Source organism: Kitasatospora sp. NPDC094019, assembly GCF_044764505.1.
Lineage (GTDB): Bacteria > Actinomycetota > Actinomycetes > Streptomycetales > Streptomycetaceae > Kitasatospora.
Map to the genome: position 1 here is coordinate 4,396 of NZ_JBIWIF010000034.1, position 12,563 is coordinate 16,958.

Sequence of the window (12,563 nt, forward strand, 5' to 3'; positions counted from 1 at the left end):
AAGGCGCAGCCGAAGCCGCCAGGGCGAAGCCCCCGGCCAGCGGCAAGGCGCAGCCGAAGCCGCCAGGGCGAAGCCCCCGGCCAGCGGCAAGGCGCAGCCGAAGCCGCCAGGGCGAAGCCCCCGGCCAGCGGCAAGGCGCAGGGCGGGGCGGAAACACGATGCCCGGGCTTCGAGAGGGGTCTCGAAGCCCGGGCATCCCTGGAGCGTCGGCTAGCCCACCGAGGAGTAGGCGATGATGCCTCGGCGGAGGCCGTCGACCGCCTTGCGGGCGGTCTTGCGCAGCTCGGCGTCCTCGCCGGCGGCGTCCTGGATCTGGCCGAGCACGTCGATCAGCTGCTTCGTCCAGCGGACGAAGTCGCCGGCCGGCATGTCGGCGTCGCGCAGGACCTGGTCCAGCGAGTGGCCGAGGGCCCAGCGGTAGGCGGCCCAGGCGAAGCCGAGGTCGGGCTCGCGCTGGCCGACGCCCTCGGCGGTGTTGATCCGGTGCTGCTCCTCCAGCGCGTCCAGGTGACCCCAGATGCGGACCATCTCGCCGAGCGCCGTCTTCGCCGCGCCCTCCGGGACCCGGGGGGCGGTGGCGTCGTCCGACTGGCGGGACTCGTAGACCAGCGCCGAGGCGCAGGCCGCGAGTTCGGCGGCGGCGAGGTCGCGCCACACGCCCTCGCGGATGCACTCGGAGGCGAGCAGGTCGAGTTCGCCGTAGAGCCGGCCGAGGCGCTTGCCGTCGTCGGTGACGGTGTCGCCGCTGAGGTAGCCGAGGTCGGCGAGCAGCCCGCAGACCCGGTCGAAGGTGCGCGCGATGGTGTGGGTGCGGGAGCGCATCCGGCGTTCCAGCAGCTCGGTGTCGCGGTGCAGCCGGTGGTAGCGCTCGGACCAGCGGGCGTGGTCCTCGCGCTCGTCGCAGCCGTGGCAGGGGTGCTGGCGCAGGACGGTCCGCAGCCGGGTGATCTCCGGGTCGTCGGCGGCGGCCGCCCGGCCGCGCCGGAACCGCTCGGGCTCCAGGTGGCCGGCCTTGGTGCGCAGTGCCGAGGCGAGGTCGCGCCGGGACTGCGGGCTGCGCGGGTTGAAGGACTTGGGGATGCGCAGCCGGTCGAGGGCGGCGACCGGGTGCGGGAAGTCGATCATCGCGAGCCGCTTGACCTGCCGCTCGGCGGTGAGCACGACCGGGCGCGGCCCGTCCTGGTAGTCGGGGTGGCGCGGGCCGCCGCGCGGCGAGCGGCGGTCCGGCGGCAGGCCCGGGTCGAGGACGAGGGCGAGGCCGGCGAACTTCCCGGTGGGGACGTGGATGACGTCGCCGGGCTTGAGCTGCTCGATGGACTCGACGGCGGCGGCGCGGCGCTGGCTGCTGCCCTCGCGGGCGAGCTCGTTCTCCCGGTCCTTGAGCTTGCGGCGCAGCTCCATGTACTCGTCGAAGTCGCCGAGGTGGCAGGTCATGGACTCGCGGTAGCCCTCCAGCCCCTCCTCGTTGCGCTGGACCTGACGGGCGATGCCGACCACCGAGCGGTCCGCCTGGAACTGCGCGAAGGACGTCTCCAGCAGTTCGCGCGAACGGTGCCGGCCGAACTGCGAGACCAGGTTGACGGCCATGTTGTAGGACGGCCGGAACGAGGACTTGAGCGGGTAGGTGCGGGCTCCGGCGAGGCCGGCCAGCGCCTCCGGGTCGAGGCCGCGCTGCCAGAGCACCACGGCGTGGCCCTCGACGTCGATGCCGCGGCGCCCGGCCCGGCCGGTGAGCTGGGTGTACTCGCCGGGGGTGATGTCGGCGTGGGTCTCGCCGTTCCACTTGACGAGCTTCTCCATGACCACCGAGCGGGCGGGCATGTTGATGCCCAGGGCCAGGGTCTCGGTCGCGAAGACGGCCTTGACCAGGCCCTTCACGAACAGTTCCTCGACCACTTCCTTGAACCGGGGCAGCATGCCGGCGTGGTGGGCGGCGATGCCGCGCTCCAGCCCGTCCAGCCACTCGAAGTAGCCGAGGACGTGCAGGTCCTCGTCGGGGATGTCGGCGCAGCGCTCCTCGACGATGGCGCGGACCCGGGCGCGGTCGCCGTCCTTGTTCAGCCGCAGGCCGGAGGAGAGGCACTGCTGGACGGCCGCCTCGCAGCCGGCCCGGCTGAAGATGAAGGTGATCGCGGGCAGCAGGCCCTCGGAGTCGAGCCGGTCGATCACGTCGACCCGGCCCGGCGTCCAGACCTTGCCGGGGCGGCCGTTGGGCATGGAGCGGCCCCGGCCGCGGCCGAACCGGTCGCGCGGGTTGCGGTCGAGCTCGCTGCGGGCGAGGCGGACCAGCTCGGGGTTGACGGCCTTGGCCGGGTTGCGCGGGGCGTCCTTGGGACGGCCGTCGCGGTCCGGGTCGGCGAACAGGTCGTACATCCGGTTGCCGGCCATCACGTGCTGCCAGAGCGGGACGGGGCGGGTCTCGGAGACGATCACCCGGGTGCCGCCACGGACGGTGTCCAGCCAGTCGCCGAACTCCTCGGCGTTGGACACGGTCGCGGAGAGCGAGACCAGGGTGACGGACTCGGGGAGGTGGATGATGACCTCCTCCCAGACGGCGCCGCGGAAGCGGTCGGCGAGGTAGTGGACCTCGTCCATGACCACGTAGCCGAGGCCGTCGAGGGTGCTGGAGCCCGCGTAGAGCATGTTGCGGAGCACCTCGGTGGTCATCACCACCACCGGGGCGTCGCCGTTGACACTGTTGTCGCCGGTGAGCAGGCCGACCTTGGCGGCGCCGTAGCGCTTGACGAGGTCGCCGTACTTCTGGTTCGAGAGGGCCTTGATCGGCGTGGTGTAGAAGCACTTCCGCCCGCCGCGCAGGGCGAGGTGGACGGCGAACTCGCCGACGATGGTCTTGCCGGATCCGGTGGGAGCGGCGACCAGGACGCCCTCGCCGCCCTCAAGGGCGCGGCATGCCTCCAGCTGGAAGTCGTCCAGCGGGAAGTCGTACAGCTCCTGGAAGCCGTACAGGGCGGTGGCCTGCTCCTTGGCCCGCCGGCGGGAGGCCGCGAAAGCCTCGGCGGGGCTGAGCTCCCGGTCGTCGGAGGGCTCGGGCTCAGGGGTGTTCATCGCCGTCCGGGGGTCGTTGGTGTGTTCTCGCATCTCAGCGAGAGGTTACCCGCCGGGACCGACATCGATAGCACCGTTTTTCCCGGGCAATGCAGCGGATCTCTCTCACATCCATAGTTGCAAATGTCTTCAAGCAGTCACTCCGTGACCAGCTTCGGACGAGTCCGGTCATCCGCGTTGCCACGCCGGGGGTCCTCCCTACATTCGGTGCCAGATCCCGGTGGCACCCACCGGGCCCGCGGGAGGAGCGCACGATGGCGAATCTGGAGACCTCGCTCAAGGAGGCCATGGCGATCGAGGGCGCGATCGGCGTGGCCCTGGTCGACTACGGCAGCGGCATGGCACTGGGGAGTCTCGGCGACGGCGCCGAGATCGACCTCCACGTCGCCGCCGCCGGGAACACCGACGTGGTCCGGGCCAAGATGCGGGCGATGGAGATGCTCAACCTCCACGACAACGAGATCGAGGACATCCTGGTCAGCCTGACCAGCCAGTACCACCTGCTGCGACCGCTGACCACGCAGAGCGGGCGCGGGCTGTTCCTGTTCCTGGCGCTCAACCGCACCCGCGCCAACCTCGCGATGGCCCGCCACCAGCTGAAGCGGATCGAGCTCTCGCTGGAGATCTGAACGACGCCGTCGGGGACGTACCGAGGACGCCGCAGGGAGGGAGCGCCGTGGCGGTCGCGCTGTACCAGGCCAAGGCCGAGTTCTTCCGGATGCTCGGCCATCCCGTCCGGATCCGGGTCCTGGAGCTGCTGCAGGCCGGACCGACGCCCGTCCGCGACCTGCTGGCGGAGCTGGAGGTGGAACCGTCCAGCCTCTCCCAGCAGCTCGCGGTACTGCGCCGGTCCGGCATCGTCACCGCCACCCGGGAGGGCACCACGGTGGTGTACGCGCTGGCCGGCGGGGACGTCGCCGACCTGCTCCGGGCGGCGCGGCGGATCCTCACCGGGCTCATCTCGGAGCAGCACGCGCTGCTCGCCGAGCTCCGCGCCGCCGCGGACGGCCCCGGCGCCACGGCGGACGGCCCCCGGGCGGACGGCGCGGACGTGGCAGAGAGGGCGGACGGCGCGAACGCGGCAGAGAGGGCGGACGGGACGGAGGCCGCGGACGAGGGTCCCTAGCCCAGCAGCTCCGCCAGGCCGTCCGCCAGCACCCGGTACTCCGGCGCCCGGTTGTACAGCTGCCCGCACACCCGCAGCACCCCGCCGCCCGCCCAGGGTCGCGCCACCGTCCGCACCGCGTACCGGCGCCACATCTGCGCCATCAGCTCCTGCGCCTGCGGGAGCGTCTCGGAGACACCGGGCGGCAGCCGCAGCGCGCGCATCGACAGCCCGGCCGAGGAGGGCAGCACGGCGAGTCCGACCCGCTCGGCGACGACCGCGGCGCCGTACGCGGCGAGCCGCTCGTTGTGGCCGCGCACCAGATCGGGGCCGAGCCCGTCCAGCAGGTCGATCCCGGCCGGGGCGGCCAGCCAGGGCGTGTAGTCCAGCGTGCCGCGCCATTCGACGGCGGCCGGGTAGCCCTGGTGGTCCTCCCAGGAGAGGATCAGCGGCCGGATCTTCCCGGTCCACTCGGGGCGGACCACCAGCACGCCGGTGGCGCGCGGGGCGAACGCCCACTTGTGCAGGTTGCCGAACCAGAAGTCGGCCTCCTCCGGGACCGGCCCCGCCAGCATGCCCGGCTCGTGCGCGGCGTCGACCACCGTGGTCACCCCGCGCCCGCGCAGTTCCCGGAGCAGGTCGGCGGTGGCGACCCGACGGGCGGTGGGCGAGGTGATGCCGTCCAGGACGGCGAGCGCGGTGCGGTCGGTGACCTCGGCCAGCACGGCCTCCCGGACGGCGTCCCCGTCCGGCAGGTCGAGCGGCAGCCGGACGGTGCGCAGTTCGGCGCCCAGCTCCTCGGCGCGCCGCCGGACGGCCTCGGTGACCGTGCCGTAGCCGTGGTCGGTGACCAGGACCTGGTCCCCGGCCGCGAGCGGGACGTTGGCCAGGGCGACGGCGATCGCGTCGGTCACGTTGGGGACGAGCGCGAGCAGCTCGGGCCGGGTGCCGAGGGCGTCGGCGAGCCGGGCCCGGGCCGCCGCGACCCGCCCGGGCAGGTCGGCGAAGAAGCCGTCCGGGTCGGCCTCCTGCTCCTCGTTCAGCCGCCGCTGGAGCTGCTGGACGGGCACCGGGACGGCGCCGAAGGAACCGTGGTTGAGGTGGACCACCGCCGGGTCCAGCGAGAACAGCCGTTCGGTCCCGGCCAGCGGCTCGGGGGCTTCGACGGTCGGCACGGTCTCGGTCACTGCGTTCCTCCTGGAGGTGGGGGCCGGGGCCGGTGCCCGGGGGTCGGCGCCCGGGCTGTCTGTTACCCAGATCACGTGATGTGTGACATTTCACATGTCGTCCTACTGGTGGCGAGCCCGTTCCACGGCGACCATCGGGCGGTGACCATCACCGACTCCTACCTCTCCCTCAGCGCCCGGACCGGCCGCTTCAGCTTCGGTGCCCCGCGAGCGATCTCGCTCAACGAGGACGGTACCCGCCTGCTGCTGCTCCGCTCCAGCGGTCCCGAGGACCGGTTCGACCGGCTCCATCTCCTCGACCTCGCCACCGGCGCCGAGCGAGAGGTCGCCGATCCGACCGCGCTGGCCCCCGGCCGCACCGGCTCCACCGCCGACCTCCCCGACGTCGAGCGCCGGCTGCGCGAGCGGTCCCGGCTCACCGCCGCCGGCATCGGCACCTTCGGCGCCACCCCCGACCTCGCCGTCGCCGTCTTCGCCCTCGACGGCCGGCTCTTCCGCACCGAGACCGCGACCGGCCGCACCACCGAACTGGCCACCGCCGGCCCCGCCTTCGACCCCCGCCCGGACGCGACCGGCGAGCGCGTCGCCTACGTCGCCGACGACGCCCTCTACGTCACCACCCCGGCCGGCGGCACCGACCTGCGCCTCAGCCCGGACGACGGCGCCCGCTGGGGCGTCGCCGAGTTCGCCGCCGCCGAGGAACTGGGCCGCCACCGCGGCCACTGGTGGCGCCCCGACGGCGGCGCCGTGCTCGCCGCCCGGGTGGACGAGTCCGCCGTCCCGCTGCGGCACTTCGCCGACCCGGCGCACCCGGAGCAGGCCCCCGAGCGGTTCGCCTACCCGCAGGCCGGCGGGCCCAACGCCGAGGTCCGGCTCTGGGTGCTCGGCCTGGACGGCACCCGGGTCGAACTCCGCTGGGACACCGGCACCTTCCCCTACCTGTGCGCCGCCCAGTGGGCCGGCCCGGACGAGCTGCTGCTCACCGTCGCCGACCGGCTGCAGCAGAACGTGCTGCTGCTGAGTGCCGACCCGGCCACCGGCGGCACCACCGAACTCTCCCGCACCACCGACGAGTTCTGGGTGGACGACCTGCCCGGAACGCCGGCCCGGCTGGACGGGGGCCGACTGCTCACCGTCCTGGACACCCCCGAGGCCCGCGGCCTGGCCCTGGACGGCAAGCCGCTGGACACCACCGGCCTGCAGATCCGCCGGGTCGTCGGCCGGGTCGGCACGCGGCTGCTCTGCGAGACCGGCGAGGGCGACCCGTTCGACCAGCACGTCCACCTGGTCGACCCGGACGGCGGCGCGCCGGAGCGGCTGTCCGAGGGCCCCGGCCTGCACAGCGCGCTGGCCGCCGGCGACACCCTGCTGCTCATCTCGGCCGGCCCGGACGGCGTGCGCCGCGAGGTCCGCACCCCGCACGGCACCGTCACCCTGACCGACCTCTCCGCCCGGCTGCCGTACCGGGTCGAACCGCTGCTCGCCCGGGTCACCGAGCGCGGCCTGCCGACCGCCGTGGTCTACCCGCGCGGGCACGTCCCGGGCCGGAAGCTGCCCGTGCTGCTCGACGTCTACGGTGGCCCCGGCTTCCAGGCCGTGGCCAACGAACCGCGCCGCTGGCAGCTCAAGCAGTGGTGGGCCGACCAGGGCTTCGCGGTGGTCACCGTCGACAACGGCGGCACCCCGTTCGTCTCCCCCGCCTTCGCGCGGACCATCTTCCGGCGCTTCTCCCAGGTGGCGCTGGACGACCAGGCCGACGCGCTGCGGGCACTCGGCGCGACGCACCCCGACCTCGACCTCGACCGGGTCGGCGTGCGCGGCTGGTCCTACGGCGGCTACCTCGGGGCACTGGCCGTGCTGCGCCGCCCGGACGTCTTCCACGCGGCCTGCGCCGGCGCGCCGCCCACCGACTTCCGGCTGTACGACACCGCGTACACCGAGCGGTACCTGGGACTGCCCCAGGAGAACCCGGACGGCTACGCGGCCGACTGCCTGGTGGACGACGCGGCCTCGCTCGATCGGCCGCTGCTGCTCATCCACGGTCTGGCGGACGACAACGTGCACCCCTCGCACACCCTGCTGCTCTCGCAGGCGCTCACCGGGGCCGGGCGGCCGCACAGCCTGCTGGCCCTGCCCGGAATCACCCACATGACCCCGGGTGGTGTCAACGAGCAGCTGACCCAGGCCGAACTCGCCTTCCTGCGGACCGCGTTGAAACTCTGATCCGCTGTGATGCTCGCCACTCGGGCGGAACCCGCCGCTCCACTGCCGCCCGAGCGGCGAGCACCCCTACCGTGACGCGGGCCAGGTGAGCCAACTCCATTTCACAGGGGGAACGTTGAACATCACGACCGCGTTGCGCACCCGGACCGCGCGGGTCACCGCCGCGACCCTGACCGCGGCGGCCCTCGGCCTCGCCGCCGCCGGCACCGCCGAGGCCCGCACCACCGGCATCGTCTACGCCTACGCCCTGCAGAACCAGAACACCGGCCGCTGCGTGGACGACAGCAGTGCGGCCGGCCTGCGCGCCTTCCCCTGCAACGGCCTGGACTACCAGCGGTTCAACTACTACAAGCAGGGCGACGGCTCCTGGGTGGTGCAGAACCAGAACACCGGGCGCTGTATCGACGACAGCAGCGTGGCCGGCCTTCGCGCCTTCCCCTGCAACGGCCTGAACTTCCAGCAGTGGCGCCTGATCTACCTGAACGGCGGCGCGGCCTACCAGAACGTCAACACCGGCCGCTGCATGGACGACAGCGGCGCGGCCGGCCTGCGTGCCTTCCCCTGCAACGGCCTGAACTTCCAGACCTTCAACTTCGTGTAGACCGCGCCCCGAGGGCGCGGCCTGACCCGCGCCGCACCCCGCGTCACACCCGCACCGGGCCGCCCGCCGCAGCACGCGGGCGGCCCGGCCGCGTTCCCCCGCCGGAGGCCGCCCACACCTCCCGTGTCCGATCTCTTCCGTGTGACCCATGACATGTGAAATATTACCTGCGCTCGCCCGACCACCCACCGTCCGGAAAGGACAGGTCAGTTGCGCAGACTGTCCGCGGCGTTCGCGGCCGCGCTCACCACGAGCGCGATAGCGGTCACCCTGCTCGGTACCCCCGCCCAGGCCGCTCCCCCCACGCCCGCATCCACCATCTCCGCCGAGTCCGGCGACAGCGCCGAGGCCGGCGGCCTCGAAGCACCGCCGGCGCCGCTCGCACCCCAGGAGCGCGAGCGCCAGTCGCTGCGCACCAAGGCGCTGGAACAGCTCAACAAGGGCGCCGTGGCCAAGACCACGGACCGCCGGGCACCCGCCAAGGTGCGGGTCGGCAACGACTACGTCCAACTCGCTCAGCAGCGCAAGGACAAGGTCTTCGTGATCCTCGCCCAGTTCGGCGACCAGGTGGACAACACCACCCAGTACGAAGGCCAGCCGCGCTACGGGGGCACCCCCGGCCCGGCGCACAACGCCATCCCGAAGCCCGGCAAGAGCGACAACCACACGCTCTGGGAGCAGGACTTCAACCGGCAGTACTACCAGAAGATGTTCTTCGACGACTCGCCCGGCGCGGTCTCGATGCGCAACTTCTACCGCACCCAGTCCTCCGGCCGGTACGACATCGAGGGCACCGTCAGCAACTGGGTCACCGTGCCGTGGAACGAGGCCCGCTACGGCTCCAACAAGGGCCCGCAGGGCTCCGGCGCCTGGACCCAGGGTCAGGAGTTCATCCGGGACGCCGTGAAGGCGTGGTACGACGGCGAGATCGCCAAGGGCCGCACCGCCGCGGCCGTCAAGGCCGAGCTGGCCCAGTACGACGTCTACGACCGCTACGACCACGACAAGGACGGCGAGTTCAACCAGCCCGACGGCTACCTGGACAACGTCATCGTCGTGCACGCGGGCGCCGACGAGACCTGGGGCGGCGGCGCGCAGGGCGCCGACGCGCTGTGGGCGCACCGCAGCTGGACCTTCCCGGACCCGACCGGCCAGACCGGCCCGGTCGGCAACAAGATCGGCGGCGCGCCGGTCGGCGACACCGGCCTGTACGTCTACGACTACGTCCAGGCGGGCGAGAACAGCGGCGTCGGCCTCTTCTCCCACGAGTTCGGCCACAACCTCGGCCTGCCCGACATGTACAGCACCAGCGGTGGCGACAACAGCGTCAACTTCTGGTCGCTGATGTCCTCCGCCTCGTACCTGGGCAAGGGCAAGAACACCACCGGCGCCTACCCCGGCGACCTCGACGCCTGGAGCAAGCTGCAGTTCGGCTGGCTCAACTACGACGAGGCGCAGGCCGCCACCCGCTCCAGCCACGCGCTCGGCGTCAGCGGCTACAACACCGACCAGGCGCAGGCCGTCCTGGTCCACCTGCCCGACGGCACCACCAGCACCGACCTCGCCGACCCGCGCGAGGGCGCCAAGCAGTGGTGGAGCGACACCGGCGACAACCTGGACAACGCGCTGGCCCGGGACGTCGACCTCGGCGGGACCACCGGCCCGGCCGCCCTCGACGCGGCGGTCTGGTACGACATCGAGCAGGACTACGACTTCCTGACCGCCGAAGCCTCCACCGACGGCGGCAAGACCTGGACCGCCCTGCCCGGCACCGTCGACGGCACCCCGATCGGCAACACCAGCGCCAACGTCCCCGGCCTGAGCGGTACTTCCGGCGCGTACCGGCAGCTGCACATCCCGCTGGACGCCTACGCCGGCCAGAAGGTCCGGCTGCGGCTGCACGTCACCTCGGACGGCAACACCCACGGCAAGGGCGTCCTGGTCGACGCGGTGAAGATCACCGCCGGCGGCACCACCCTGTTCACCGACGGCGCCGAGAACGGCACCAACGGCTGGACCGCCACCGGCTTCGGCGTCATCACCGGCCGCACCGCCGTCAAGCAGCACCCGCGCGCCTACCTGGTGGAGAACCGGCGCTACACCGGTTACGGCGAGTTCCTGAAGACCGGCCCGTACAACTTCGGCTACACCGGGGTCGACGGCAAGAAGGACATCGTCGACACCTACCCGTACCAGGAGGGCGTCCTGGTCTGGCTCTGGGACACCGCCTACGGCGACAACAACACCAAGGACCACCCCGGCGGCGGCCTGATCCTGCCGGTCGACGCCCACCCGGCGCCGATCCGGTTCGCCGACGGCACCCTGGTCAACGGCCGGGCGCAGACCTTCGACGCTACCTTCTCGCTCAAGCCGACCACCGGGTTCACGCTGCACAAGGCCGGCGTCCCGGTCAGGATCGGCTCCGAGAAGGCCGTCCCGGCCTTCAACGACCGCACCGGGGTCTACAGCGACCCGGCCACCCCGCAGCTCGGGGTGAAGGTCCCGGACACCAACACCAAGATCGAGGTCGTCCGCGAGTCCCAGGGCGGACGGATCACCACCGTCCGGGTGGGCCCCGCGTCCTGACCCCGCCGTCCGGATCCGGCCGCGCCCACCCCGCGCGGCCGGGACCGGCGGTCCCTGCCCCGGTGTCCTGAGCACCGGGCCTCCCCGTGGAAGACAGGTCCCACGGACAGGCAGACCACCCCGGTCCTCCCACCAGGAGGGCCGGGGCGGTCCGTTCCACGCCCGACTCAGGACCCGGCTCAGGACCCGGCTCAGGACTCGGCTCAGGACCCGGCGCGCGCCCGGCGCAGGCTCAGCGCCGCGGTGGCGGTGCCGAACACGGTGAGCGCGCCGAGCCCGAAGACCATGTACCGGGCACCGTCCAGCGTGGACTCCCCGCCGAAGCTCACCAGCGTCCCGGCCAGCGCCGAGCTCACCGTGAAGGCGATCAGCTGGGTGGTGTTGAGGCCCGCGGCCGCCTTGGCGCCCTCCACCTCGTCGTCGGTGCTGCGCATCGCCGTGACGCTCAGGTGCGGGAAGGCCGCCCCGATGCCGGTCCCGCCGATCACCAGCACCACCGCCCACAGCAGCACCCGGCCGCCGGACGCCTGCGAGGTCTGCAGCAGGCCATAGGCCAGCAGGCCCGCCGTGAGCACCGCCGGACCGACCCGGATCGCCAGCGAACGGGCCCGGTCCGAGCGCAGGTTGACGCTGAACAGCTGCGCCGAGGTCCAGCCGACCGACACCGTCGCGCCGAGGAACCCGGCCGCGAGCGGGCTCAGCCCGCCCAGCTCCTGGCCGAACAGCGGGATGAAGGTCTCGGTCATCACGCCGGTGCAGTACACCGCCACCGTCAGGTAGATCCACTTCAGGTGGTTGCCGCGCCGGTAGGTCAGCTTGGGCAGCACGGTCGCCGAACCCCGGCTCTCCACCAGCAGGAAGCCGACCAGCAGTACCACGCCCAGCACGATGCACAGCACCGTCGCCCAGCCGCGCGGCACGGTCGAGCTGATGCTGAAGGCCCCCGCCGCCAGGGTCAGCAGCAGCAGCGAGGGCAGCGGCAGCGGTTCGGCGGTGCGCGCGGACCCGCTCGGGCCGGGCAGCGAACGGCGAGCCAGCACGGCCAGCACCAGGGCGGCCGCCATGAGCAGCACGTAGGAGCCGCGCCAGGCGTCGAGTTCGGCGAACAGCCCACCCAGCGAGGGTCCGACCAGCGTGCCCACGCCCCACATCGCCGACACCAGCCCGGCGGCCCTGGTCCACAGCCGTTCCGGCAGCGCGGTGCGGATCACCGCGTAGCCGAGGCCCGCCATCAGCCCGCCGCCGAGGCCCTGGACGATCCGGCCGACGATCAGCGTCTCCATCGACGGGCTGGCCGCGGTCAGCCCGGCGCCGGCGGCGAACACCAGGAACCCGGTCAGGTAGGAGCGCGAGGGACCGAACCGGGCGAGCAGCCGGCTGACCAGCATCGCGGCGGTCACCGCGGCGATCAGGAAGCCGGTCGCCACCCAGGCGTAGAAGCGGGCGCCGCCGATGTCCTCGACGATCGAGGGGAGCAGGGCGGCGGTGAAGTAGAGGTTCATCGCGTACAGCGCGACACCGCCGGCCATGATCGAGGCCGGGGCGGCGTACTGCTTGGAGAAGAGGTCCCCCCAGCCGCCGGAGGGCGTCGCCGAAGCTCCTTCGGGAGCGTGATCTCCCTGTTCGGAGGGGGTCGAGGCGGTCTGGACACGCGAGGTTTCGGTCACGTGGACACGCTATGAGTTCAAGTGAACTTCAAGTCAAGCGCGCCCGGAGCCCGGGTACGACAACGGGGCCCGTCGGCAGCGGGCCCCGGGTACGACAACGGGGCCCGTCGGCAGCGGGCCCCGGGAAC

The 12,563-nt window shown here is 72.9% G+C and carries 7 protein-coding genes and 1 pseudogene; 5 read left to right on the forward strand and 3 right to left on the reverse strand.

Annotated features, from left to right (window positions below):
• Nucleotides 1–210 precede the first annotated feature (210 nt).
• Nucleotides 211–3,066: a DEAD/DEAH box helicase gene (locus tag ACIQ9P_RS38015; protein ID WP_402366807.1), complete on the reverse strand. Its 2,856-nt coding sequence runs from the start codon at nucleotides 3,064–3,066 to the stop codon at nucleotides 211–213.
• Between the two features lie 254 nt (nucleotides 3,067–3,320).
• On the opposite strand from ACIQ9P_RS38015, the gene ACIQ9P_RS38020 reads away from it, so the two are divergent.
• The gene (locus ACIQ9P_RS38020) at nucleotides 3,321–3,695 is read left to right on the forward strand and encodes a hypothetical protein (protein ID WP_402366742.1); all 375 of its coding nucleotides are present in this window, start codon (nucleotides 3,321–3,323) and stop codon (nucleotides 3,693–3,695) included.
• Between the two features lie 47 nt (nucleotides 3,696–3,742).
• A pseudogene (locus ACIQ9P_RS38025) lies at nucleotides 3,743–4,066 on the forward strand (ArsR/SmtB family transcription factor); the annotation flags it as partial.
• Between the two features lie 122 nt (nucleotides 4,067–4,188).
• On the opposite strand, the gene ACIQ9P_RS38030 reads toward ACIQ9P_RS38025, so the two are convergent.
• On the reverse strand, nucleotides 4,189–5,358 hold the full coding sequence (locus tag ACIQ9P_RS38030) for an aminotransferase class V-fold PLP-dependent enzyme (RefSeq protein ID WP_402366745.1): 1,170 nt from the start codon (nucleotides 5,356–5,358) through the stop codon (nucleotides 4,189–4,191).
• Nucleotides 5,359–5,499: 141 nt separating this feature from the next.
• Here ACIQ9P_RS38030 and ACIQ9P_RS38035 point away from each other — a divergent pair, with 141 nt between their 5' ends.
• The 3 genes from ACIQ9P_RS38035 to ACIQ9P_RS38045 all read left to right on the forward strand — a co-directional run bounded on the left by ACIQ9P_RS38035 (nucleotide 5,500) and on the right by ACIQ9P_RS38045 (nucleotide 10,768).
• Complete coding sequence (locus ACIQ9P_RS38035) at nucleotides 5,500–7,581, forward strand: prolyl oligopeptidase family serine peptidase (protein ID WP_402366748.1); 2,082 nt, start codon at nucleotides 5,500–5,502, stop codon at nucleotides 7,579–7,581.
• A 115-nt stretch (nucleotides 7,582–7,696) separates the two neighbouring features.
• Nucleotides 7,697–8,182, forward strand: a complete 486-nt coding sequence (locus tag ACIQ9P_RS38040; protein WP_402366750.1) for an RICIN domain-containing protein — start codon at nucleotides 7,697–7,699, stop codon at nucleotides 8,180–8,182.
• Nucleotides 8,183–8,392: 210 nt separating this feature from the next.
• The gene (locus tag ACIQ9P_RS38045; protein ID WP_402366753.1) at nucleotides 8,393–10,768 is read left to right on the forward strand and encodes an immune inhibitor A domain-containing protein; all 2,376 of its coding nucleotides are present in this window, start codon (nucleotides 8,393–8,395) and stop codon (nucleotides 10,766–10,768) included.
• 203 nt (nucleotides 10,769–10,971) lie between these two features.
• Here ACIQ9P_RS38045 and ACIQ9P_RS38050 read toward each other — a convergent pair whose 3' ends face one another.
• Entirely contained in the window at nucleotides 10,972–12,435 is a 1,464-nt protein-coding gene (locus ACIQ9P_RS38050; RefSeq protein WP_402366756.1) for an MFS transporter, read from the reverse strand.
• Between the last annotated feature and the right edge of the window lie 128 nt (nucleotides 12,436–12,563).